19 protein-coding genes are annotated in these 24,203 nt (G+C 46.7%); 15 read left to right on the forward strand and 4 right to left on the reverse strand.

What is annotated here, in order from left to right; translation table 11 throughout:
• The first annotated feature begins 41 nt into the window (after window positions 1–41).
• Window positions 42–2,477 carry a C39 family peptidase gene (locus AC4OGX_RS17185; RefSeq protein WP_493331882.1) on the forward strand — a complete coding sequence of 812 codons (2,436 nt, stop codon included), beginning with the start codon at window positions 42–44 and terminating at the stop codon, window positions 2,475–2,477.
• A gap of 143 nt (window positions 2,478–2,620) precedes the next feature.
• Here the strand turns inward: AC4OGX_RS17185 and AC4OGX_RS17190 are convergent, their stop codons facing one another.
• Window positions 2,621–3,115, reverse strand: a complete 495-nt coding sequence (locus AC4OGX_RS17190; protein WP_493331883.1) for a QueT transporter family protein — start codon at window positions 3,113–3,115, stop codon at window positions 2,621–2,623.
• A 306-nt stretch (window positions 3,116–3,421) separates the two neighbouring features.
• Between AC4OGX_RS17190 and AC4OGX_RS17195 the strand changes: the two genes are divergently transcribed.
• From AC4OGX_RS17195 to AC4OGX_RS17235, 9 genes are all read left to right on the forward strand, one after another.
• Window positions 3,422–4,387 carry a Gfo/Idh/MocA family protein gene (locus AC4OGX_RS17195; protein WP_493331884.1) on the forward strand — a complete coding sequence of 322 codons (966 nt, stop codon included), beginning with the start codon at window positions 3,422–3,424 and terminating at the stop codon, window positions 4,385–4,387.
• A gap of 64 nt (window positions 4,388–4,451) precedes the next feature.
• Window positions 4,452–5,843: an asparagine--tRNA ligase gene (asnS, locus tag AC4OGX_RS17200; RefSeq protein WP_493331885.1), complete on the forward strand. Its 1,392-nt coding sequence runs from the start codon at window positions 4,452–4,454 to the stop codon at window positions 5,841–5,843.
• Between the two features lie 118 nt (window positions 5,844–5,961).
• The gene (locus AC4OGX_RS17205) at window positions 5,962–7,014 is read left to right on the forward strand and encodes a metallophosphoesterase family protein (protein ID WP_493331886.1); all 1,053 of its coding nucleotides are present in this window, start codon (window positions 5,962–5,964) and stop codon (window positions 7,012–7,014) included.
• 26 nt (window positions 7,015–7,040) lie between these two features.
• Window positions 7,041–8,789, forward strand: a complete 1,749-nt coding sequence (locus tag AC4OGX_RS17210) for an ATP-binding protein (RefSeq protein WP_493331946.1) — start codon at window positions 7,041–7,043, stop codon at window positions 8,787–8,789.
• 116 nt (window positions 8,790–8,905) lie between these two features.
• Window positions 8,906–10,240 (forward strand): CCA tRNA nucleotidyltransferase, encoded by a 1,335-nt coding sequence (locus tag AC4OGX_RS17215; RefSeq protein ID WP_493331887.1) that lies wholly within the window; start codon window positions 8,906–8,908, stop codon window positions 10,238–10,240.
• Between the two features lie 64 nt (window positions 10,241–10,304).
• Window positions 10,305–11,327, forward strand: coding sequence for a CotS family spore coat protein (locus AC4OGX_RS17220; protein WP_493331888.1), 1,023 nt, complete (start codon window positions 10,305–10,307; stop codon window positions 11,325–11,327).
• 48 nt (window positions 11,328–11,375) lie between these two features.
• On the forward strand, window positions 11,376–13,106 hold the full coding sequence (locus AC4OGX_RS17225) for a phospho-sugar mutase (RefSeq protein ID WP_493331889.1): 1,731 nt from the start codon (window positions 11,376–11,378) through the stop codon (window positions 13,104–13,106).
• Between the two features lie 240 nt (window positions 13,107–13,346).
• The gene (gene hbs, locus AC4OGX_RS17230; RefSeq protein WP_216241830.1) at window positions 13,347–13,622 is read left to right on the forward strand and encodes a non-specific DNA-binding protein Hbs; all 276 of its coding nucleotides are present in this window, start codon (window positions 13,347–13,349) and stop codon (window positions 13,620–13,622) included.
• Window positions 13,623–13,714: 92 nt separating this feature from the next.
• Window positions 13,715–13,954: an RNA-binding S4 domain-containing protein gene (locus AC4OGX_RS17235; protein WP_216241828.1), complete on the forward strand. Its 240-nt coding sequence runs from the start codon at window positions 13,715–13,717 to the stop codon at window positions 13,952–13,954.
• A gap of 178 nt (window positions 13,955–14,132) precedes the next feature.
• On the opposite strand, the gene AC4OGX_RS17240 is transcribed toward AC4OGX_RS17235, so the two are convergent.
• Entirely contained in the window at window positions 14,133–15,425 is a 1,293-nt protein-coding gene (locus tag AC4OGX_RS17240; RefSeq protein WP_493331890.1) for an ABC transporter substrate-binding protein, read from the reverse strand.
• Entirely contained in the window at window positions 15,425–18,346 is a 2,922-nt protein-coding gene (locus AC4OGX_RS17245) for a hybrid sensor histidine kinase/response regulator (RefSeq protein ID WP_493331891.1), read from the reverse strand. Before AC4OGX_RS17245 ends, AC4OGX_RS17240 begins: the two co-directional genes overlap by 1 nt.
• A gap of 232 nt (window positions 18,347–18,578) precedes the next feature.
• On the opposite strand from AC4OGX_RS17245, the gene yabP reads away from it, so the two are divergent.
• From yabP to AC4OGX_RS17265, 4 genes are all read left to right on the forward strand, one after another.
• Complete coding sequence (yabP, locus tag AC4OGX_RS17250) at window positions 18,579–18,863, forward strand: sporulation protein YabP (RefSeq protein ID WP_216241823.1); 285 nt, start codon at window positions 18,579–18,581, stop codon at window positions 18,861–18,863.
• A gap of 8 nt (window positions 18,864–18,871) precedes the next feature.
• The gene (yabQ, locus tag AC4OGX_RS17255; protein WP_493331892.1) at window positions 18,872–19,204 is read left to right on the forward strand and encodes a spore cortex biosynthesis protein YabQ; all 333 of its coding nucleotides are present in this window, start codon (window positions 18,872–18,874) and stop codon (window positions 19,202–19,204) included.
• Window positions 19,205–19,289: 85 nt separating this feature from the next.
• The gene (locus tag AC4OGX_RS17260) at window positions 19,290–19,628 is read left to right on the forward strand and encodes an FtsB family cell division protein (protein WP_493331893.1); all 339 of its coding nucleotides are present in this window, start codon (window positions 19,290–19,292) and stop codon (window positions 19,626–19,628) included.
• A gap of 153 nt (window positions 19,629–19,781) precedes the next feature.
• Window positions 19,782–21,179, forward strand: coding sequence for a SpoIIE family protein phosphatase (locus AC4OGX_RS17265; RefSeq protein ID WP_493331894.1), 1,398 nt, complete (start codon window positions 19,782–19,784; stop codon window positions 21,177–21,179).
• 105 nt (window positions 21,180–21,284) lie between these two features.
• On the opposite strand, the gene AC4OGX_RS17270 is transcribed toward AC4OGX_RS17265, so the two are convergent.
• Window positions 21,285–22,346, reverse strand: a complete 1,062-nt coding sequence (locus AC4OGX_RS17270) for an ROK family transcriptional regulator (RefSeq protein ID WP_493331895.1) — start codon at window positions 22,344–22,346, stop codon at window positions 21,285–21,287.
• A gap of 323 nt (window positions 22,347–22,669) precedes the next feature.
• On the opposite strand from AC4OGX_RS17270, the gene AC4OGX_RS17275 reads away from it, so the two are divergent.
• Complete coding sequence (locus AC4OGX_RS17275; protein ID WP_493331896.1) at window positions 22,670–24,202, forward strand: sugar ABC transporter ATP-binding protein; 1,533 nt, start codon at window positions 22,670–22,672, stop codon at window positions 24,200–24,202.
• The last annotated feature ends 1 nt before the right edge of the window (window position 24,203 follow it).

Below are 24,203 nucleotides of genomic sequence, written 5' to 3' on the forward strand. Positions count from 1 at the left end.
ATATACTATTAGGGCATATTCGTAATAAAGGGGACAGATAGATGAAAAAAAAGAGGTGGATAAAGGCCGGGATCCTGACCGCTGTATTTTTTCTGGCGATCGTGGTAAGCAGCCTGATAACAAATAGAGGGACGGCAGATCTGACCGTTGATTTAGGCGATCCTACGCTGCCCAGGATATCATTTTCGGTGGAAGATAAAAATGTAAACACATTGGCCGGATTTGTCAATGATATGGATATTACTGCCATGCGTGACACGATCACACCTGTGGAAAAGAATGGCACTCTGAAATTGAATCTGGAGAAGGACGGCAATGAGATCAACGAGGTCCATTATGAGGTTTATTCCCTGGACGGCGATGATATTTATGAAAAGAGTGAGGTTAAGGACTTGTCGGAGGATACCCTGACCTTAGATCTGAACAGTGTACTGAAAGAAGAGGTTACCGAGGCTGTGCTGAAGGTGGTCTTAAAGCTGAAGGATAAGGATGTGTTTTATTACACCAGAGTGGTAAGGCCTGAGGAGCTTGCTGTTAAGGAGTGCTTAAAGTTTGCAGAGGATTTCCATACAAAGACCTTCAATAAAAAGAATGCGCAGGATCTTTTGACTTATCTTGAGCCAAATGAGGAAGGGGATAATACGACATACCAGACCGTAACGATCCATTCCGATGCCGCGCATGTTACATGGGGAGAATTGAATCCGGAGATCTCCAGTGATGTAGAGTGGAGCATCAAGGAGAGCAATACAGTGTATACCTCCCTGCTTGCCACATATCAGGTGACATGTATCGGAGATAGGGACGAGGTGGAGACTTATAACATCAAAGAATTTTTCCGTGTCCGTTTCAGTGAAGATGAAGTGTACCTGCTGGACTATAACCGAAGCATGGACCAGGTATTTAACGGAAACAAAAAAGTATTAAATGAAAGTGGAATCTTGCTCGGAATCGCCCCGACTGATATTTTATACGAGACTAATAAAGACGGTACGATTGTTTCATTTGTACAGGAAAGAGATCTTTGGACTTATAATAAAAATTCAGATGAACTGTCTCTTGTATTCAGCTTTGCGAACAGGGAAGGGCATGATGTAAGAAGCCGGTATGACCAACACGCAGTTCGGATCATCAGTATGGAGAAAAACGGAAGCACGGCCTTTGCTGTTTACGGATATATGAACCGGGGAAACCATGAAGGCGAGGTCGGTGTTGCGATCTATTATTTTGACATTGAAAAAAATGCAGTGGAGGAAAAGGCGTTTATCCCGAGCAACAAGTCATTTGCTATGGCAGAGGATGAACTTGGGAAGATGGTTTACTACAGTCATGAAAGACAGATGCTCTATGTTTTGGCAGGAGGCAAGTTGTATCAGGTAAACCTGGCAAAGGATAAGCAGGAGATCCTGGCAAAGGATCTTAAGGAGGGACAGTACACTGCGTCTGATGACGGACATTTGCTGGCCTACCAGACAGACGGAACTTTGGAGGATGCTAAGGAAATTACGATCCTGAACCTTAAGACAGGCAAGGAGAGGAAGGTAGAGGCAGAAAAGGGAGAGTCCGTCAGGCCTCTTGGATTTGTTGTAAATGATTTCATTTACGGATGCCAGCGTTCCTCTGACAAAGGCAAGACAACGGCGGGGGAGGATATCCTGCCGATGTACAAGGTGGAGATCAGAGACAGTAAAAATAAAGTAGTGAAGACTTACAAGGCAGATGATACATTTGTTTCTGACATTTTCATAGAGAGTAATCTGGTAACGCTCAACCGGGTGAAAAAATCAGGCGATGTTTATGCCGGTACTAATCAGGACTATATCAGTAATAATGAGGAACGCAGGGAGAGTAATATTTTCCTGGAGTCTTATACAACAGAATTGAAGGAAAAACAGATGCGGCTGACCTATGCAGACGGGATTTCTGACCAGTCACCTAAGATCCTGCGGCCAAAGCAGGTGATGCTGGATGAACCGGTCACGATCGCTTTCGACGGAAAGGTGAAGAGTGATAAGTATTATGTTTACGGAATGGGTGAACTGGTTGCGATCTACGACAGAGCTTCCTATGCAATACAGAAGGCAGAAGAGGTATCAGGAGTTGTGATTTCCTCGACTCAGTCCTACATCTGGGAGAAGGGAAATCGTGATCTGGTCTATTATACAGATATGGAAGCTTTCAAAAAAGCGGACGGGCAGAGCTCTTTAGAGGCCTGTGAAAAGCAGATGGAAGCTTATAAGGCAAAACGGGTAAACCTGACAGGATGTACTCTGGATCAAGTGCTTTATGTAATTAACAAAGGGATTCCGGTGATTGCCATGACGGGGCCGGATCATGCGGTACTTTTGACTGGATACAGCACTACGGATGTGACTTATATTGACCCGGACAGCGGGGAAGAGAATACGGTGAGTGTGAATGACATGGAAGATATGGCTGGCAGAAGTGGAAATACATTTATTGGATATGTAAAATAGTACTGCCCAAATGAAGAAATTGTTTGTAGGAATATTGGAATAGAAAACGGGTGGATATCTGTTGCAGTAAGAAGTCTGCGGCGGATATCCATCTGTTTTTATAAAGCTGTTATGCTTTCTCTGTCATATAACTGTAAGTGATCCTAAACTGTCTTAAAGATCGCATGTCTATACCTATTCAATGCCCCATACACGATCATCCCCAGAACTCCGCAGGAAATGACTTCTCCGATCCCGACTGTCAGCATCATAAACGGAATCGGCAGCAGGATCTGATATCCATAGTGCAGGACGAACGGTACGATGATGGTGTTAGCTAAGATCGGTGGGAGCGGAGCAAGGAATTTGCTCTTATTGCGCAGCTTCCAGGTAAAGACAGCACCGATCAAGGTTGCAAGGCTTCCGAAGATCATATCAGGAAGAATCCCTCCAATCATATTACTGATGAAGCATCCGATGAATAAACCCGGGATCGCAGCCGGTGTAAATACCGGGAGGATGGTCAGTGCTTCGGAGATACGCACCTGCACTTCACCGAAACCAAATGGAGCGAATATAATTGTGAGCACCACGTAGATGGCAGCGATCATCGCTGCCTGTGCCATGAACAGTATTTTTTTGCTTCTTGAATCTTTCATTTTTAAAATCTCCTTTAGTTTTGTTTTACGTGTGGAAGGTCTCGAACACACGGTTTGAAACTGCCCTTAAGACCTTATTTTTCAGGGCTTTGGAACGGGTTTTAGTATAGCATAGAGGAATGTGGAAATCAAGTCTGCTACGGACATGGTTTGTTGCGAATACATTGTGCCAGGGGCTTCCACCATCACAAAGTTTATGATAGAATATGGATATTCTAACAGCAGTAAATTGAAAAAACGTATTCAGTAAAAGTAAGAAGAGAGATATCAAAAGTGAAATGGAGGTATTTGACCTTGAAGCTTGGAATGATAGGAACAAATTTTGTGAGCGACTGGCTGGCCGAGGCAGCAGCTGCGGTAACTGATGTGAAGGTCCATGCAGTATATTCCAGAAAACAGGAGACTGGAGATGCATTTGCCGGGAAACATAATATCCCACACGTCTATACCGATTATGAGGAATTCCTGCAGTCGGATATCGATGCGGTCTATATAGCGACCCCGACCTATGTACATTGTCCGCAGGCTATTGAGGCGATGCGCCATAAGAAGCATGTTTTATGTGAAAAAATCATGGCGGTCAATGAGCGGGAAGCGGCCCGGATGTTTGCCTGTGCCAGAGAGAATCAGGTCGTACTTCTGGAAGCGATGCGGCCGGACTTTGACCCTGCCCTGGATGTGGTGAAAGAATATCTGCCGCAGATCGGGAAGCTTCGAAGAGTGACGATGGAATACTGCCAGTACTCTTCGCGCTATGACCGATTCCGTGAGGGGGAAGTGATGAATGCGTTTAATCCGGAGCTTTCCAATGCAGCGATTATGGATATCGGGGTCTATTGTATCCATACGTTGGTCAGGCTGCTGGGAATGCCGGAAGAAGTCAAGGCATTTTCCACAAAGCTGCATAATGGTTTCGAAGGAAACGGAATCGTGTTGATGCAGCATAAGGACTTGACTGCAGAAGCAGTATACTCTAAAATTACAGAATCTGTAAATAAGAGTATATTCGTCGGAGAAGAGGGAAGTATTCTTATAGGAAAGATTTCCATGCCGGATTCTGTGGAGATCGTATATCGGGATGGAAAAAGAGAGATGCTGCCATACACGCCTGCTGAGAATAATATGATCTATGAGGTTCAGGAATTTGCAAGACTTGTGAGGGAAAGCTGTGTAGAGCATCCTTATCAAAGGTATTCCTTAGACACACTGCGTGTGACAGATGAGGCAAGAAGACAGAACGGGATTGTATTTCAGGCAGATTCGGTGTTATAATAGTGATAATGTGCAATAAAGGATACCCTTTGGGTTAAAAAAGATGAAATGAGGAGTAATTGTTATGGACCTAGTTACAATTCGGGAATTATTTAAAAACAGAGAAGACTATCTGGACAAGAAGGTAACCGTTGGAGGATGGATCCGCAGTATCCGTGATTCCAAGACATTTGGTTTTATTGTAGTAAATGACGGTTCTTATTTTGAACCATTACAGATCGTATACCATGATAATATGGATAATTTTGAAGAGATCTCTAAGCAGAATGTGGGGGCGGCTATCATTGTGACAGGTACGCTTGTTGCGACCCCTCAGGCGAAACAGCCGTTTGAGATCCAGGCAGATGAAGTGACAGTAGAAGGTGCATCCGCACCGGACTATCCGCTTCAGAAGAAACGTCATAGTTTCGAATATCTCAGGACGATCTCTCATCTTCGCCCTAGGACGAATACATTCCAGGCAGTATTCAGAGTGCGCTCTCTGATCGCATATGCGATCCATCAGTTTTTCCAGGAGAGAGGCTTTGTATATGTGCACACACCGCTGATCACGGGAAGCGACTGTGAGGGTGCAGGAGAGATGTTCAGGGTGACTACCCTGGATATGGACAATGTACCGAAGAAACCAGATGGAAGTGTTGATTACAGCCAGGATTTCTTTGGGAAAGAGACTAACCTGACAGTCAGCGGGCAGCTCAACGGAGAGACATTTGCCCAGGCATTCAGAAGTATTTACACCTTCGGACCTACCTTCCGTGCTGAGAATTCTAATACAACACGCCATGCGGCAGAGTTCTGGATGATCGAGCCTGAGATCGCATTTGCAGATCTGGATGATAATATGGATCTGGCAGAGGCAATGCTCAAATACGTGATCTCTTATGTTCTTGAGAATGCACCGGAGGAGATGAACTTCTTTAACTCTTTTGTAGACAAGGGACTTCTTGAGAGACTTCAGAATGTGGTGAACTCTGATTTCGCAAGAGTGACTTATACAGAAGCCGTAGAACTTCTGGAGAAGAATAACGATAAATTTGAATATAAAGTATCTTGGGGAACCGACCTGCAGACAGAGCATGAGCGCTATCTGACAGAGGAGATCTTCAAGCGTCCGGTATTCGTAACAGATTACCCGAAGGAGATCAAGGCGTTCTATATGAAGATGAACGAAGACGGAAAGACCGTGGCAGCCGTAGACTGTCTGGTACCGGGAATCGGTGAGATACTTGGAGGCAGCCAGAGGGAAGACGACTATGACAAGCTGCTTAACAGAATGAAAGAGATGAACTTAGAGGAAGAGGATTATAAGTTCTATCTGGATCTCAGAAGATATGGATCTACAAGACATGCAGGATTCGGGCTTGGATTCGAGAGATGCGTCATGTATCTGACCGGAATGTCCAACATCCGTGATGTTCTGCCATTCCCGAGAACTGTGAATAACTGTGAACTGTAATGATCAGTGAACTGTGACATATTTTTATTGAGGACGTAACACACCTGCAAAGGGTTACGTCCTCAATTGACTTTATACAGTGATCGATACAGGAAATTTGAAAATGTTGGAGGACATCATGAGATTTATCCACATAGCAGATGTGCACCTGGGGGCACAGCCGGATGCGGGGACAGCTTACAGTGCAGGCCGCGCACAGGAGATATGGGACAGCTTTTTTAAAGTCATTTCCCGGTGTGAGGAAGAGAAGACTGATGTTTTGCTGATCGCGGGAGATTTATTTCATCGGCAGCCCCTTCTGCGCGAATTAAAGGAAGTCAATTACTTATTTTCCACGCTAACGCATACACAGGTCGTTTTGATCGCGGGAAATCATGATCATATCAAGAAAGGCTCCTATTACCGTACCTATCAGTGGTGTGAAAATGTGCATCCTCTGTTTGGAAGTGAGACAGGGTATGTCATGCTTAAGGAGTTTGATCTGGCGGTATACGGTTTTAGCTACCATACGCGGGAGATCCGGGAAGAGTATTGTGATTTAAAAGCGCCGTCAGCAGCGCCATATGAGATCCTTTTAGTGCATGGCGGAGATGAAAAGCATGTACCGCTCAGGAAGGAAGACCTGGAAAATTCAGGGTTTGACTATATTGCAATGGGGCATATCCATAAGCCGCAGGCGGTACTTAAGGATCTGGCGGTCTATGCAGGTGCCCTGGAGCCTGTCGATAAAAATGATACGGGGCAGCATGGCTTCATCCGGGGAGAAATCACGGAGAAGGGCACACATGTTGAGTTCATTCCCTCGGCCCTGCGCGAATACATTCATCTTGCCCTGCGGGTAAACGAGAATATGACAAACGGCAGTGTAAAAAATTATATCCAGTCTACCATAGAGAAGCGCGGTATTCAGAATATTTATAAATTTATACTCCGCGGTTTCCGGGACGCAGATGTAGAATTTGACACGGAACATATGGATATTTACGGAAACATTCTGGAAATCGAGGATCAGACCCGGGCGGCCTATCATTATGAAGAGTTATACGAGGAAAATAGAGATAATCTGATCGGAAAGTTTATCGAGGGATTCTTAGGATGTGAGGAAGGAAGCGTGGAATATTTGGCGCTGCAGGAGGGAGTGCAGGCATTATTGGAAAACCGGCTGGAGTAAAACAGCCGGATAGAAGGTTGGAGAACATGGTAATCAAGGAGCTATACTTAAAGAATTTTGGAAAATTTTCAAACCGTGAATTCCTGTTAAAGGATGGGATCCAGGTTTTTTATGGTGAGAATGAATATGGAAAGTCAACGATCTATGCATTTATCAAAGCTATGCTTTTCGGTCTGGAGCGGGGGCGCGGAAGAGCGGCGCTCAATGACGAGTTCAGCCGTTATGAGCCGTGGGAAAATCCTAATTATTATGCAGGAGTGATGCGTTTCACAAGCGGCGGCAAGTGCTTTCGATTGGAACGCAGCTTTGACAGATATACAAAGGGGGCAAGCCTTGTCTGCGAGGATGACGGTGAGGAGCTGTCGGTCGGGGACGGGGATCTGGAGATGCTTTTAGGAGGCATGACGAAGGAAACGTTTGAGAATACCGTTGCGGTGGGGCAGCTTTTGGCCAGACCGGGGCAGGAATTGGCAGAAGAACTCAAAAATTATGCTGCCAATTATTATGAGACAGGCAGCAGCACAGTGGACCTGGGTAAAACCATGGAAACTCTGCAAAATCGCAGAAAGTCTGTGGAGCAGGAGGTGAAGAGCCTGCTTGAGAAGCAGGAGGAGATAAAGGAGTCTGTGCGGCAGGAGTGCCGGTATGTGACAAATGACGGAGAACGGTTAAAAAAGGAATTGGAAGCGAATCAGGAGAAGCTGGCCCGGCTTAGGAATAGCGAGGAGGCCTGGGAGAAGAAAGCCAGGCTGAAAATTGCCCATGAGGAAAAGGTTCGTGAAAGGACGGACAGCTGGCAGAGAGACACGGATACAGCAGAGAATGATCCCGGATGTGGTGACAGGAGATCAGTGGCTGAGAGTACAGGTGATGGGACCAAAACAGATACAGGGAGTGGAAAAAGCCGGATGGCTGTGGGAGCCTTGGGGATAGCCGCAGGGACTGCAGGAAGTCTCTGGAGTGGTTTTGTCTCCTCACAGGAGGGATTTTTGGGAGGCAGTGCCATCTCTGTGCTGGCGTGGCTGTTTTTGGCAATCGGGATTTTTCTGGTCATGGTTGGAGGGGTTAAGTATCTGCGAGGGCGGCAGGCTTCTAAGAGGCGGAAGGACGGCGGGAAGGAAAGCCAGATCAGTCCAAAGGAAGAGACGAGTGAGCGGGAAAGGATGCTAAAGGAGCAGGAAAAGGCAGAGTTTGAGCAAAGACAGCAGATCAAAACAGCGCTGCAGAAACTGGAGTGGGAAAATGAAAGGATCAAAGCAGAGTTTAAGGAAAAGCAGGTTCGTTTTCAGAATCTCCAGGAACAGCTGAATGAGCTGGATGTTCCAAGCGGGAAGGTCAAAAGCCTGCGGTCAGTGATCCAGGCGATTCAGCTCGCCGAGGAGAAGATGCTGGAGGCTTCCCGCAATATGACTCAGGGCTTTGGCAGTCTCTTAAACAAGAAGGCATCGGCTATTTTAGCAGATGTGACAGAAGGCCGTTATACGAAATTGCTGGCAGATGACAAGCTGAACATGACACTTTTGGAGAACGGCCGCCGGATCCCCATCGACCGGGTATCCTGCGGGACGATCGAGCAGGTATACTTTTCACTTCGTATGGCGGCTGCGGAAATGCTCTGTGAAGATCCAATTCCAATCATATTTGACGATGCATTCGCATTTTATGACGAAAAAAGATTAAAATCTACTTTAAAATGGTTGAGCGAACAGCAAAGACAAGTTATAATATTTACTTGTCAAAAACGTGAACAGGAAATTTTATCGCGCATGGTTTAACAGGAGGAATGTCCATTCGGACGGCAGAAAAACGCGGTAAATTGTAAAACAATTCTGAAAATGGCGTGCAAAAGGGTCTGACCCCTTTGCAGTCACCTTTTGAAAGGAAGATTTACATGAAGATAGAGTTGCCAAGAAAAGTGATCATGATTATTAACAATCTTCAGCTGCATGGCTACGAGGCGTTTGCTGTGGGCGGCTGTGTGCGGGATTCCATCCTCTGCCGCAGGCCGGAGGACTGGGACATTACGACTTCTGCGAAGCCGGAGGAGATCAAAAGGCTGTTCCGCCGAACGGTAGATACAGGGATCGAGCATGGAACGGTCACAGTTATGATCGGAAAAGACGGGTTCGAGGTTACCACATACCGGGTCGACGGAGAATATACAGACAGCCGTCATCCGAAGGAGGTCACCTTTACGACGAATCTGGAGGAGGATCTAAAGCGCAGGGATTTTACCATCAATGCGATGGCTTATAATGATGAGGTACGTCTTGTGGACGTATTTGGCGGTATGAAGGATCTGAATCATCATCTGATCCGGTGTGTAGGTGATCCTATGGAGCGGTTCTCTGAGGATGCACTGCGGATCCTGAGAGCGGTCAGGTTTTCAGCACAGCTTTCCTGCTCTATAGAAAAAAATACGGCCGATGCAGTGCGTGCGCTGGCTCCCACATTGAAGAATATCAGTGCAGAGCGGATTCAGGTGGAGCTGGTGAAGCTTTTAACCTCCAATCATCCGGAGCTGATCCAGGATGCTTACGAACTGGGGATCACAAAGGTGATTCTTCCGGAGTGGGATGCCATGGTAGGAGTGGAGCAGAACACCCCCCATCATAAATATGACGTAGCGGATCATACGCTCCATGCCTTAAAGAATGTGAAAAAGGATAAGATCCTGCGTCTGACCATGCTTTTTCATGATATGGGTAAGCCGGCGATGAAGACGACAGATGAAAAAGGGCGTGATCATTTTAAGGGGCACGCGCTTGTCAGCGAGGAGATCGCAAGGACGGTCTTAAGACGCTTGAAATTTGACAATGAGACGGTAAAAAAGGTGACCCGGCTCGTATGTTACCACGACTATCGCATAGAGGCGACGCCCCAGAACGTGCGCCGTGCCATGAACCGGATCGGCGTAGAATTATTCCCTTATTATCTGGCTGTGCGAATGGCAGACGTGAAGGCTCAAAGCCCATATAGGCGGCGTGCAAAGATCGAGAATATCGTGGCCATGAGAGAGCTGTACCAGGAGGCACTCTACAATGACCAGTGTGTAACCTTGAGGCAGCTTAAGGTAACCGGAAGGGATCTGTTAAAGCTGGGCATGCAGCCAGGACGGCAGATGGGAGATATGTTAAGTGAGCTCTTAGAGCTTGTCATTGACGACCCGGAAATGAATGACAGAGAAAAATTGTGTGATTATGTAAAAGAAAAGCTTGGGATTTAGCATACTCGGGCTGCCCTCTTCATAGATTAGAAAGAGTTATGAATCGTAGAAGCAGGGGGCAGCCATGAGAGATTATGAATTAGAAGTTTTAGAGCAGTATGACATAGAAGTGAAGGGCACCCGCAAGATCAGGGGTGCGTTTTTTTGCGATACAAAAGAGGGTACGATGCTGTTGAAGGAAGCGGATGTTTCAGACAGGCGTGCCCCTTTACTGTATATGGTTTTAAAAAATCTGGAAAGTGACGGCTATCCGAATGTAGACACCCCGGTACGCAATCGGGAGGGGAATCTGACCAGCGTATCAAAGGACGGTACCAGGTACATGCTCAAGAAATGGTTCTCCGGCCGGGAATGTGATGTAAAAAGAGAATATGAGATTCTTCAGGCCGCCAGGAATCTCGCCCAGCTTCATCAGAAAATGCAGTGGCATGAAATCTGCGGGAATCTGGATAATTTCGAGGAGGATATCGTGATCCGTCCGCCTACGGGACGGCATCTCAGGGACGAATTCGAGCGCCATAACCGTGAACTTAAAAAGGTGCGTGCCTTTATCAGGAATAAAGTTTCCAAAGGTGCATTTGAGTTTCTGTTTCTGGAATATTTTGATAAAATGTATACTCTGGCTGAACAGGCTTCAAGGCGTCTGGAGGCCTCCCGATATGACAGCCTGTATCAGGAAAGTATTGCAGATCAGAAGCTGGTGCACGGGGACTATAATTATCACAATGTTTTATTTACTCCGGCCGGGATCGCTTCGACAAATTTCGAGCATTTCCGCGTGGATGTACAGGCACAGGATCTCTATTATTTCCTGAGAAAAGTGATGGAAAAACACCAGTGGCATGAGAACTTAGGCAGGTCCATGCTGGAGGCCTATCAGAGCGTACGCTCTCTGGATACGCGGGAATTGGAGTATATTGCACTCTGCCTGGCTTATCCGGAAAAATTTTGGAAGACGGCGAATACTTACTATCATTCAAATAAAGCCTGGATTCCAGAGAAAAATGTAGAGAAATTGCAGACTGCGATCACGCAGACAGAAGAAAAACTGCGGTTTTTAGAGAATATATTTACTTTTAATTTATAGCCGCCTGTTGTATAATAGGGACATACTATTAAGGCAGGAGGTACCAGTATGGAATACAAAGCAAGATACGAGGAGTGGTTATCCAATCCATATTTCGACGAGGACACAAAGGAAGAGCTTAGAGGGATCGCAGAAGATGAGAACGAGATAAAAGAGCGTTTTTATACAGATCTGGAATTTGGCACGGCAGGACTGCGCGGGATCATCGGGGCAGGAACCAACCGCATGAATATTTATACCGTCAGAAAGGCTACACAAGGGCTGGCGAACTACATTCACAAGAGCGGCAATGCGGGCAAGGGGGTTGCAGTAGCCTACGATTCACGCCGCATGTCACCGGAATTTGCAGATGAAGCGGCATTATGTCTGGCTGCGAACGGCATCAAAGCGTATGTATTTGAGTCCTTACGTCCTACACCGGAGCTGTCCTATGCAGTGAGGAAGTTAGGCTGTATCGCAGGGATCAATATCACAGCCAGCCATAACCCGCCGGAATATAATGGTTACAAGGTATACTGGGAAGACGGCGCACAGATCACTCCGCCGCATGACAAGGGAATCATGGACGAGGTGAAAGCGGTAGAGGATTATACCACCATGAAGACCATGAGCCTGGAAGAAGCAAAGAAAGCCGGACTTTATGAAGTGATCGGTGCAGAAGTTGACGATGCATATATCGCAGAGCTGAAAAAACAGGTGCTTCACCAGGATGCCATCGATGCAGTGGGCAAGGATTTAAAGATCGTATACAGCCCTCTGCATGGTACAGGCAACATCCCTGCCCGCCGGATCTTAAAAGAACTCGGGTTTGAGAATGTATATGTCGTAAAAGAGCAGGAGCTGCCGGACGGTGAGTTCCCGACCGTATCCTATCCGAACCCGGAGGCGGCAGAAGCATTCGACCTCGGATTAAAGCTGGCGAAGGAAGTGGATGCTGATATCGTACTTGCTACAGACCCGGATGCAGACCGCCTTGGTGTGCGCGTGAAAGACAAGGACGGTGTATACCATACTCTGACAGGTAACATGTCAGGCTGTCTGCTGGCTGACTATGAGATCGGACAGAGAAAAGAACTCAAAGGCCTGCCAAAAGACGGATACCTGATCAAAACAATCGTTACCTCCAACATGGCAGATGCGATTGCGAAGTATTACAATGCAGGACTGATCGAAGTACTGACCGGATTTAAGTTCATCGGACAGCAGATCCTTGGATTTGAGACAAGCGGTAAGGGAGAATACTTATTTGGATTCGAAGAGAGCTATGGATGTCTGATCGGAACCCATGCAAGGGACAAGGATGCCATCGTTGCTACTATGGCGCTCTGCGAGGCGGCAGCTTACTATAAGACAAAGGGCATGAATCTGTGGGATGCCATGATCGCAATGTATGACCGTTACGGATACTACAAGGATGACATCCAGTCCATCACATTGAAGGGAATCGAGGGACTTGCTAAGATCCAGGAGATCTTAGAGACACTCCGTAAGAATCCTCCGATGGAGATCGCAGGCTACAAGGTGCTTAAGGCAAGGGATTACAAGGCAGACACCATCAAAGACATGGCGACAGGCGAAGTAACAGGGACAGGCCTTCCGAACTCCAATGTACTCTATTACGATCTGACAGACGATGCATGGTTATGTGTAAGACCTTCCGGAACAGAGCCGAAGGTGAAGTTCTATTATGGGGTAAAAGGAACTTCTGTTGAAGATGCTGATGCGAAATCAGAGCAGATGGGAAAAGAAGTCCTTGCCATGATCGACAAGATGATGTAATATAATCTGTCATGCCAAATACAGGAAGAAATTTCCAATCAGAACACCCGGTTGGAAATTTCTAAAAAAACCCTAAAAAAGTGCCGAAAACCGCGCAAATACGGGAAAAATCCTTGACAAAAATAAGCGAAACAGTTATAACAGTACATAAGGGCTGATCATGTGAACGCCAGTACATGAGCGCCTTTATTAAACTGTAGAATATTATATTCTAGTACAATAAAGAGGAGGAATTTATCCATGAACAAAACAGAATTAGTTGCAGCTATTGCAGAACAGGCAGAAATTTCTAAGAAAGACTCCGAAAAAGCATTAAAGGCTTTTATCGATGTGGTATCCGAGCAGTTAAAAAAAGGCGATAAAGTACAGTTAGTAGGATTTGGAACATTCGAAGTAAGCGAAAGAGCAGCAAGAGAGGGAAGAAATCCTCAGACAGGTAAGACAATGAAGATCGATGCTTGCAAAGCTCCTAAGTTCAAAGCTGGTAAAGCATTAAAAGACGCTGTTAACGCTTAATCGATATAGATCGATCAAGATAGACACACGAAGAGCACTTATGATGTCCTGCATTGTAAGTGCTTTGTTTATGCAAAGGAAAGGGTAGTACAATGCGTTTAGATAAGTTTTTAAAGGTTTCACGGCTGATCAAACGCCGCAGCGTTGCCAATGAGGCGTGTGACGCTGGAAGAGTCCTGGTCAACGGGACTGTGGCAAAGGCATCGGTAAAGGTAAAACCGGGAGATATCATCGAGATCCAGTTTGGGACAAAAACGGTGAAAGCAGAAGTCCTGGACATACAGGATACGACCAAGAAGGAAGAGGCAAAGGACCTGTTCCGTTATCTGTAGGCCTGAGAGACTGTAGATAAGCCGCCAAAATCCTGGTCTGGGAAGCGGCAGAATAAGGGAAGGATCAGACTGGCAGAATAAGAAAATGGGGATACCGCGGGTTCATCAGAGCTTTGATCGATCTGGTGAATCGGCGGTATCCCCTTCCTGCTTTATCCTGTCCTTATGAGCCGCACTTCTACTTTCCGTATGCTTTGATCTCTGCCGCCTGTCTTTTATCATATTCTGCGGCGGCATCCTCGGGGCTTGTTCCCTGGCAGACCTTAAGTGAAAGCTCCTTGACATTATTCCACACATTGAAACGGAGCCTAAAGTCCTGGTTGGGGATCTGCTTTCCCCTGGCTACATAGGAAATGATATCGTTGGATTCGGGAATATCGGGTGCTGTTGCGTTTTTTGAGGAGGAGATCTTTCCCAGGTCCTTTGCGATGGAATCCAAGGTCGAAGTTTTCCCCATGTTTTCGACGATCGTGAGTGCATTGTCGAGCTGTTTGGAATTCGGATTCACTGCAAGCCTCTGGGCTGCCCCGACAACGCACACCTTATCATTCTCGACGATCGGCAGAGGTGTCATCTCGATCTGGAAGGGATAGTCCTTAAATGTCTGGGCTCGGTACAGGGCGCTGATAAATGCACAGTTTTCATCTGCAAAAAACCGTGTCTCCTCCTCGGAAGAAGGGAGGGTGTTCAGTGCCTGCTCAGGGTCCAGATAACCGTTCTTTATCATCTCCTCGACAAAAGAGAATCCATTTTCCATATAAGTACTGACTGGGGTGATCCCTTCAGACAGGTCATTCAGGAGCTGATCTGCTTCATCACTCTGATAAATATCATACAGACCCGCACACATGGCAGGCACGCCCAGACCAAAATCCGAATTTGCCCCGTAAGGGAGGACCCCGTTTTGTTTAAGTGTTTCGCATACTGTCCAGAACTCCTCCAGGTTATTTGGGATCTCCAGTTCATATTTGTGGAGCATGTCTACGTTCCAGACAAATCCGAAACAGGTATAGGACAGAGGGATAGAAAAGACCTTCCCGTCATAAGTACTCTGTATCAGGGCGTCATGGGAAAGGTTCCCCACGCAGTCCAGGTCCGACAGGTCATAGATATACCCTTTGCTGCTAAAGTCCAGCACATCCTCTGCGGGAATGACATAAAGATCGTCGGCTTTTCCGGATGCCAGACGTTTGGCAAGCAGCTCACGGTAAGACAGCCCCTCCTTATCATAGTAATCGGCAGAATCAGTATAAAGAACGATATTTTTCCCCGTACCTTTATTCATCACATCGTGGCAGTATTCTTCAATTGCATCGGAAACATTGGTTGCCTGCGTGAATATAGTGACTACACTTTTTGGGGATTCATCTGCGATATAGAGATCCTCATCTTGATTGCTGCAAGCGGTACATACTGTCATACAGAAAAATACAGATGCGAGTGCTGCTGACAGGATTCTTTTTTTCTTCATTATTTTTCCCCCGTGCCTATATGGCTGTCTTTAAACTGATTCATAATGTGAAATAATTCGTCCAGAATGATTGGTTTGCTTAAATGTCCATCCATTCCTGCGTCTCTGCTTTTGTGGATGTCTTCGTCAAATACATCGGCGGTCATTGCTACGATCGGAATAGACCGTGAATCCGGATGCGTGGAGCGGCGGATTAAGCGGCATGCATCCAGACCGTCCATGACAGGCATGTGGATGTCCAAAAGGATCAGCTGATAATAACCAGGCGGGCTTTGTTCGAATGCGTCCAGGGCCTCTTTTCCATTCTCTGCGCAGTCCACCTGCGCCTGTTCTGCTGTGAGCAGTTCATATATGATCTCACGGTTTAGTTCGTTGTCATCGGCAGCCAGAATCCTTGATCCTAAGAACTGGGCCGGCATATGTGCAGTGCCGGTCTCATGGCCTCTGGCGGGGGCAGCGCTGTTTAGATAGGGCTTGAGCGTTTCCAGCAGCTCATTTTTAAAATAGGGCTTGGTCAGAAATCCATCTATTCCGGCGGAGCCAGCATCCTTTCTTATATCCTCCTCATCGTAAGTGGATAATAGGATGACAGGGATCGTGCCGCCGTCCAATGCCCGGATCTGTCTGGCAGTCTCGATCCCCGTAAGCGGTGTCATTCTATTTTCGAGAATGACCATAACATAATCCTTCTGCTCCTGATGGGCTTTCTGTACCTTTGCTACGGCTTTCGGACCGGAAGCTGCCCATTCTGTCTTGAGGCCTGTCCCATTCAGAATGTGCCGGATACTTTCGCAGGCTTCGGAATCTGTGCTTGCGATCAGGATCGGGCGGCTTTCAAATATGGGAGTGTCCTCCGTACTGTCCGTGGAAAGCTTTAATGGAAGCTCTACAGTAAAACGGGAGCCTTTTTCAATCTGACTTTCTACCTGGATACGGCCGCCCATAGAGTCGACGATACCTTTGGTGATCGACATGCCAAGGCCTGTACCTGTGGTCTTACTCATGCGGCTGTCCTCGGCTCTTTCAAACGGCTTAAAGATCCGTTTCATGAACTCTTCGCTCATACCGATCCCGTTGTCCTCGATCACAATGCGTATATCGGCGATCTCGCGGGAATGCCGGAACTCCTCAATGGAAAACAGGATATGTCCGCCATCAGGAGTATATTTGACTGCATTGGACAGAAGATTCAGGAATACCTTCCCAAGGTTCAGTGAATCACCGATAAATGTATCATGCTCCAGGACAGTAGATCTCATCGTAAGCTCCTGGTGTTTTCGGTGCATCTCAGGTTTGATAAAGCTGAGTATGTTCGAGATCAGGGCAGGCAGCTGGAATGTTTCCTCCTTCAAACTAAACTTGCCGCTTTCGATCCGGGACATATCCAGTATCTCGTTGATCAATGCAAGCAGATGGTCCGAAGCAGCTAAGATCTTAGACAGGCAGTCAGAGACTTTTTCAGGCTGGTCCAGGTTTGTCAGCGCAATATTGGTCATTCCGATGATCCCATTCATTGGTGTGCGTATATCATGTGATATGGAGGAGAAGAACAGTGTTCTGGCCTGGTTGGTGTTGCGGGCCTGCTTTAGTGCATCTGACAGGGTCTCTCGCATATGGTGCTCTTTTGTTGTGTCATGGAAGACGGCGAGATACTGTCCATAATCTGCGGGAATCAAATGGATCGCGATCCAGCGCACCATCTCGTCCGGACCATTGCCGATCCTGCATTCCTGCAGATGCTGTGTCGTAAGCCGGCCGTTTAAAAAGGCCTCCCCCATCTCAGCCATCTCCTCACCGAAATACCGGAAGATTATCTCTGGACTTTTTAAGGCTTGTTTTGCCGGAATACCAATGATCTCGGAAATATTATTGGAGAGAAGCTCTGTTTTATGGGAGGCTGGCGTATAAAGCATAAATGCAAAATCAATGTTTGTAGACAGGTTTTCAAACAGCTTTTCCCGGTATTCTCTTTCCTTAGACCTGGCCTTTAAAGACTGTCTTCCGGCGGCCAGCAGGGAAATGAGGATTCCGGCGGCCAGCAGAAGCACAAGCAGTCCCTTGAGCATGGCAAGGATGTCAAAAGCTTCATGCTGGAGTACAGACTTGGGGATCATGGTTATAAGGCAGCTGCCGGGCGGTGTGTCCAGAGGAAGAAAGCACAGCAGGTAATCCGTTTCATGGAAACGGATACTGATTGTCCCTCTTTTGCCTGCTGATATGGCATTCTTCATTGCCTGCAGGATCGTGTCTGAATTCTTTTCTTTTTTCAGATAGCCATAGAGCGTATCTGATTCCCCTGCGCCTTTCCCGGTTATGAGCCATTCTCCGTTCTGTGCATTGATCACGTAGGCAAGGCCTTCCCCGTTGTGGAACATAAATAAAGAAGGACTGTCAAAGTCCTCAAGTACTCTCTGTGCATATAAGGCTCCGATCTGCCTGCCGTCTTTCATGACAGGAGACTGGTAAGCGATCTCCAGCCATCCGCTGTTCCCGTGATAGGCAGGTGAATTGCTGCGTTCCCCGTCTGAAAGGGCCGTATCGTCAAAAGGCAGCTGCGAGAGCTCTGTGACCGAACCGCTGCTGTTGATTCCTTTTCCGTCCATATTAAGATAGGTGATCTTAAAGAAACCAGAGGAGTTTACATAATTTTTCAAGGTATCTTTAAGATCAGCTGCCGGTTCAGAGGCGATCAATTCCGAAAATGTGACCAGCATTTCTTCGTCCAGCTTGATCTTATTATCCAGTCCGTCCTTGATGATCTGGCTTGATGCAAGGAATGATTCGTTCGTGCTGTTGTTTATCTTGGTGGTGATCCGCGCCAGAAGTACGCCTGTCAGAATGGTGGCAAGAATAAAAAAGATAACAGATATTATTAAAATAATTATGGCTTTGCGTTTCCGGATCTCGCTTATTTTTATCATATACAAATCCTGCCATTCTTAATATAAATCACAATATAGGTTAACTTTTATTATATTACAAATAAATAGGAAAGTACATACTGGTCACAGCGAAATTTGTCAATTCATGGAAACCAGGACAGATAGAGGCGGAAACGATAATAGAAAATCCGGAAAATAACCAGGGCAGCAATACATATTTTAGAACAACCTCTCATATATATAGAAGAGCACAGTTGAAGGGGGAAAGTGTATGGAAGAGCGGCAAATGCCCAAAGCGCACAAACTGGTTGTGAATAACAGAAAGACAAGTATGGTCACCGGAGTCCTGGATGTTCTTTCTTTTGACTTAAATGAGATTCTTTTAGAAACAGAACAGGGAATGCTGATGGTGAAGGGAACGGATCTGCATGTAAACCGGCTCAGTGTGGAGAAAGGGGAGGTGGATCTGTCAGGAAATATCGACAGTATCGCTTATTCCAGTGTAAACCAGGCTGCCCGGTCCAATGAGAATTTTTTTGCAAAATTGTTTAAGTAGGCCAGCCTATGATGTTGGGAATTGGAAAAGAAGCGCTTATTTTTCTTTATGCGGGGCTGTCAGGTATTGTTATTTTGTTGTGTTATCAGATACTCCGGCTTTTCAGGAGACTGATCTTGCATCATATTGTGATCGTGAATCTGGAAGACCTGCTGTATTGGCTGGGTGTCAGCATATATTTGTTTCGGCAGATGTATAGAACGACATATGGTAGTATCCGATGGTTTTTCGTACTAGGTGTGGTATGCGGGATCTTACTTGCAAATTTTGCGCTTTCCCTGGCGAAAAAAATGTACAGAAAAATAAAGAAAGGCCTTGAAAAAAGAAGGAAAAACCGCTAGAATATTTTTATTAGACAGGGGTGTTTAATGAATAATCTTTGACTGAACAGGGGTGGTTCAGTCAGGATAAGCAGGGTGAGTATAAATGACGAATAAGAAGAGGACCACAGCCGGACGGCGCAGGAGCCGCAGGCGTAGTTCTGCTTTTGGCTACCACAGAAGGAGCATTGGGATCATTACATTTGTTTTAGTGTTATTGATCTGTGTACTGACGGTGAACGCAGTAAAGCTGCAGGCCAGGAACCAGGACTATAAACAGCAGGAGGCTGAACTCAAGGCTCAGATCAATGAGCAGAAGGAGCGCTCCAAGGAAGTAAAAGAATACCAGAAGTATGTAAAGACAGACGAATACATAAAAGAAATTGCCGAGGAGAAGCTCGGTCTCGTCGATCCGGACGAGATTATCTTTAAACCGGCAGGATAGAGAAGATCGAACAAGGATATACACTACGAAAGATAAGCTCCAGGAGGATTCCTGGAGCTTTTGTTGTTACCAAAAGGGCGGTGATGTCAGATCCTGCCCGGAAGCCGGCGGCAGGACCGCGGGCAGAAAATACGGAGAATAGGAGGGGTGGACATGGACGATGGACAAGCTTTACATGCCAGTCCTTATGTGGCCCAGATTGAAAAATTTGCAGATTCTTTAAAGCAGCTGTCTCATACATTTTTAAAGCTGGAGGAGAAGAAAAAGTCCTTCAGCAATGAAGAGATCGAGGATATGTTCGAGAGGGTAAAAGGGAAGGTGTGCACGAACTGTGAGAAGTGTGACTGGTGCTGGGGGGAGAATTTTGTACATACATACCAGATGGGATATGAGATCCTTTCTGCGGTGGACAACTATGGAAATGAGCTGAATACGGAGACAAAACGAAAACTCCAGCAGAGATGCATCATGGCGCCTCGTTTCTTGCGGGAAATGCTGGAGGCGTTCCATGATGCCCGGCAGAATATGATGTGGATCAACCGGATCGCACAGAGCCGGGAGGGGTGCGCCGCCCAGATGGATACCTTTGCGGATATGATTAGAAGCACGGCAAAGGAGCTGGAGGACAGCATGTTTACGGACGAGCGGCTGGAAAAAAAGCTCAGCTCCCACCTGAAACGGAAGGGAATCCGCGTACTTTACACGAATTTTTTTATGAACAAGGAGGGAAAATATGAGGTCCATGTGACTGCCAGGGCTATGCAGAATGAATGTGTGACCACCAAAGAGCTGGTGCGCGGCCTGTCGGAGGTGATGGGACGCAGATTTGTGCTGGAAGGGGCGCACTGCCAGATGCTGGGGAAGGATTATACGACGGTGGTATGCATGGAGGGGCCTGCTTTTTATACTCTCCAGGGAGTTGCCCGTATCGGAAAGGGATGCAGCCAGATCTCCGGGGATAACTTTATGATGCTGGAGCTTTCCGGCGGGAGGCAGGGGGTTGCCCTGTCCGACGGCATGGGCTCCGGTGAGAAGGCATGCAGGGAGAGCACCCTTGTGATCGAGCTGCTGGAAGAGCTTTTAGAAGCAGGTTTTCCTGAAAAAACAGCGATCCAGATGATCAATACGACGTTGGTCATGGGTCGGGAAGAAATTCATTTTTCCACCATAGACATGAGTGTGTTCGACTTGTACACCGGCACCTGCGAGATCATAAAAGCGGGGGCATCGTCCACATTCATCAAAAAGAAAGATAAAGTAGAACATCTAAGCTCCACCAGTCTGCCGATCGGCGTGCTGCATACGATTGAGATCGATTCCGTGAAGCGAAAGCTGGAGGACGGAGACTTCGTGATCATGGTCACCGACGGGATCATGGATGCACTTCCCGTGGGGGAACAGGATATTGTTCTGGAGACGATCATTCAGGGGACGGTGATGAACAACCCAAAAGAGATGGCACATCATATACTGGAACAGGTGCTGAATTGGAATAACAGCCCGCCGCTGGATGATATGACCGTGCTGGTCGTAGGGCTGTGGGAATGCTAAAACTTGAGAAAATTCTGACAATGGAGGGCAAAGGGGTCAGACCCCTTTGCCCTTGAATTTTAAGAATATTCTGAATACGGCTTGCAAAAGGGTCTGACCCCTTTGCTAAAACTCCTGGATAAACTGATTGATAAAGTGGATCGCCGCCCCCACCGCCGAGGCTTCGGTACGGTAATGGCAGACCTGGATAAAGGAGCCGTCCTGTTCAAAGGGGTTGAGCGCGATAGCCTTTTCTCTGAAGGTATCGATATATTCTGTCATATAGGCGCCGACATACCCGCCCAGTACGATATTGCAGTCATAGCACATCCGCAGGGTGTTTACTGCAATGGCCAGGTGGTTCATATACTGGTCAAAGACATTCTGCAGCCCTTTGTTGTGGGGGAGCTGTGCAAAAAACTTTTTTAAATCCCCGCCTGTAAAGTCTGACAGGACATTGGAGGAGCAGTAAGCATCCAGGCAGCCGTATCTTCCGCAGTAGCAGCGTTTCCCGTGGGGGATGATCGTCATATGGCCAAATTCACATCCGCGCCAGTTGTCCCCTGTATAAATCGTCTGGTTATTCATATTCGCACCGCCCACGCTGCTGCTTAGGGAAATGTAGACCATAGGCTGCGTGTAGTGTGCTCTCCAGCTTTCCGCAAGCCCTGCGGAGTTGGAGTCGTTGAACAAAAGGATCGGCAGGTCGATATGGGCCGCCAGCTTTTTGTAAATGTCGTTAGAAGCCTGAATGACCGTTGCGTAGGTCACGGACTTCTGGTCTGAACCAATGATCACGGGCATAGAGATCCCGGCCCCCAAAAGCTTTGAACGGTCGGCCACATGTTTCTGTATGATTTCTTCTGTCTCACTACGCATTGTCTGGAAATACCCATCTGTCTCATCATAAGGAATGCGTATCCTTTTGTTCGCAATAATATTCAGGTCCAGGTCAATCAATACAATGGAAAGATGGTTCCTGGTAATATCAATGCCCATCGCGTATCTCGCATCGGGGACACAGCGCAGGATGGTCGGTTTTCTGCCGCCTGTGGATTCAAAATTCCCGGCATTGTAAATAAAGCCAAGGTTGCGGAGTTTATTCAGATTCTGTGTTACTGTCGGCAGGCTGATGCCGAGCAGCCTGGAAATCTCCTGTCTGGAACATTCCTTGTTCTGATAGATCATTCGGTATATATCACCTAAACTTCTTGAATTAATATAAGTGTCATCCATAATGAGTCCCCCTATAGTTACAAAGTAAATTGATTGAGTCTTAACTTATGATAACCTATTTTTAAAAGTTGGTCAAGAATTTAACGAGATAAGGAAAGAGTTTTACTTTAGATATTGTGAAAAAATTATCTAAAACGAACTAAAAGCACGATTATTAGTATAATATGCACAAATTTCCGAAATAAATTTAATGCACTAATTACAAACTTAAAGAAAATAATTGACAAAAGTACATGCGCGGAATTATACTTTAGAAAACAAAGGAAAGAAGTTTTATGAAAGTGGGTGAAGAGATGGACGAAATCAAGATGCGCGTCAGCGGAGTTGAAAAATCATTCCCTGGAGTAAAGGCGCTGAGCGGAATTGATTTTGCAGTGCGTAAAGGAACAGTACATGCACTCTGCGGGGAAAATGGAGCCGGCAAGTCAACTCTGATGAAGATTATCATGGGTCTGTATCAGGCCGATAAGGGCCAGATCTATCTGGACGAAAAGCCCGTGGAGGTGAAGAATCCGATACAGGCAAGGGAACTTGGGATCTCCATGATCGCTCAGGAATTGAATTATGTTCCTGAACTCTCTGTGGAGGAGAATCTCTTTTTAGGCCGTCTTCCGGTCAATAAGTTTGGGAAGGTCGACTGGAAAAAGGTGAGGAGTGAAGCAAAGAAATTTTTGAAGGAGGAGAACCTTCCGTATACTCCTGACCAGAAGTTAAAGACATTGACTGTCTCTGACATACAGATGCTGGAGATCATTAAGGCGATCACGAATAACGCACAGGTCATCATCATGGATGAACCCACATCTTCAATCACACAAAGGGAAGTGGAGCAGTTATTTGGAAAGATCGAGCAGCTGAAAGCCCAGGGCGTTTCGATCATCTATATTTCACATAAGATGGAAGAGGTGTTCCGTATTGCAGATGATATTACAGTCCTTAGAGATGGTGCGGTAGTCTCTACAGACCGGGCCGAAGATCTGGATCTGGACACCGTCATTGCCAGGATGGTCGGCAGGAAGCTGGACAGCGTCTATCCGAAGGAGGTCATCCAGATCGGTGAGAAGGCACTGGAGGTAGAGCATTTTACGCAGAAGGATCTGTTTGAGGATATCAACTTCTATGTAAGGAAGGGTGAGATCGTAGGATTTGCCGGATTAGTCGGGGCCGGAAGAACAGAAACCATGCGGGCTGTATTTGGCCTGGATCCTCATGATTCCGGAACGGTAAAGATAGACGGGAAGGAAGTAAACATCAAAAGCCCCAGCGACAGCATTTCCCATAAACTGGTCATGCTGTCAGAAAGCAGACGCGATGACGGAATCGTCCCGGTCAGGAGTGTGGCGGAAAATGCCAGCCTGGCCAGCTTAAAAAGATTTATTTATGGAGGTTATACACACAGGGCGAAGGAGAGGGAGGATGTGAAGCAGAGCTTTGCAAAGATGAATGTAAAAACTCCTTCTCTGGACACGGCTATTTCCACACTGTCAGGCGGCAACCAGCAGAAGGTCCTTCTGTCAAGATGGATGCTCTGTGAGCCGGATGTCATGATACTGGATGAACCGACCCGCGGGATCGACGTGGGAGCCAAGTTTGAGATATATAAACTGATCACAGATATCGTGAAGGACCAGAAAGCGGTTATCATGGTTTCCTCAGAGCTGCCGGAGCTGATCGGCATGTGTGACAGGATTTACGTGATGTGCCAGGGAAGGATCAGCGGCTGCATCCCAAGAGAGGCATTTACGCAGGAAACGATCATGAAGCATGCGGCCGGGTTAGTGAATGAGGAAACGTCGGGAGGAGTTTAGA

The organism is Faecalicatena sp., assembly GCF_058819085.1.

Excerpts from the sequence above, each read along its gene's own strand:
- AC4OGX_RS17190 (WP_493331883.1), bottom strand. The coding sequence starts at position 3,115 with ATGAAAGATTCAAGAAGCAAAAAAATACTGTTCATGGCACAGGCAGCG.
- AC4OGX_RS17275 (WP_493331896.1), top strand. The coding sequence starts at position 22,670 with ATGAAAGTGGGTGAAGAGATGGACGAAATCAAGATGCGCGTCAGCGGA.
- yabQ (WP_493331892.1), top strand. The coding sequence starts at position 18,872 with ATGATGTTGGGAATTGGAAAAGAAGCGCTTATTTTTCTTTATGCGGGG.
- AC4OGX_RS17270 (WP_493331895.1), bottom strand. The coding sequence starts at position 22,346 with ATGATCTATCAGAACAAGGAATGTTCCAGACAGGAGATTTCCAGGCTG.
- AC4OGX_RS17195 (WP_493331884.1), top strand. The coding sequence starts at position 3,422 with ATGATAGGAACAAATTTTGTGAGCGACTGGCTGGCCGAGGCAGCAGCT.
- AC4OGX_RS17185 (WP_493331882.1), top strand. The coding sequence starts at position 42 with ATGAAAAAAAAGAGGTGGATAAAGGCCGGGATCCTGACCGCTGTATTT.
- AC4OGX_RS17240 (WP_493331890.1), bottom strand. The coding sequence starts at position 15,425 with ATGAAGAAAAAAAGAATCCTGTCAGCAGCACTCGCATCTGTATTTTTC.
- AC4OGX_RS17235 (WP_216241828.1), top strand. The coding sequence starts at position 13,715 with ATGCGTTTAGATAAGTTTTTAAAGGTTTCACGGCTGATCAAACGCCGC.
- yabP (WP_216241823.1), top strand. The coding sequence starts at position 18,579 with ATGGAAGAGCGGCAAATGCCCAAAGCGCACAAACTGGTTGTGAATAAC.
- AC4OGX_RS17205 (WP_493331886.1), top strand. The coding sequence starts at position 5,962 with ATGAGATTTATCCACATAGCAGATGTGCACCTGGGGGCACAGCCGGAT.
- AC4OGX_RS17215 (WP_493331887.1), top strand. The coding sequence starts at position 8,906 with ATGAAGATAGAGTTGCCAAGAAAAGTGATCATGATTATTAACAATCTT.
- hbs (WP_216241830.1), top strand. The coding sequence starts at position 13,347 with ATGAACAAAACAGAATTAGTTGCAGCTATTGCAGAACAGGCAGAAATT.
- AC4OGX_RS17260 (WP_493331893.1), top strand. The coding sequence starts at position 19,290 with ATGACGAATAAGAAGAGGACCACAGCCGGACGGCGCAGGAGCCGCAGG.
- AC4OGX_RS17225 (WP_493331889.1), top strand. The coding sequence starts at position 11,376 with ATGGAATACAAAGCAAGATACGAGGAGTGGTTATCCAATCCATATTTC.
- AC4OGX_RS17220 (WP_493331888.1), top strand. The coding sequence starts at position 10,305 with ATGAGAGATTATGAATTAGAAGTTTTAGAGCAGTATGACATAGAAGTG.
- AC4OGX_RS17265 (WP_493331894.1), top strand. The coding sequence starts at position 19,782 with ATGGACGATGGACAAGCTTTACATGCCAGTCCTTATGTGGCCCAGATT.
- asnS (WP_493331885.1), top strand. The coding sequence starts at position 4,452 with ATGGACCTAGTTACAATTCGGGAATTATTTAAAAACAGAGAAGACTAT.
- AC4OGX_RS17245 (WP_493331891.1), bottom strand. The coding sequence starts at position 18,346 with ATGATAAAAATAAGCGAGATCCGGAAACGCAAAGCCATAATTATTTTA.
- AC4OGX_RS17210 (WP_493331946.1), top strand. The coding sequence starts at position 7,041 with ATGGTAATCAAGGAGCTATACTTAAAGAATTTTGGAAAATTTTCAAAC.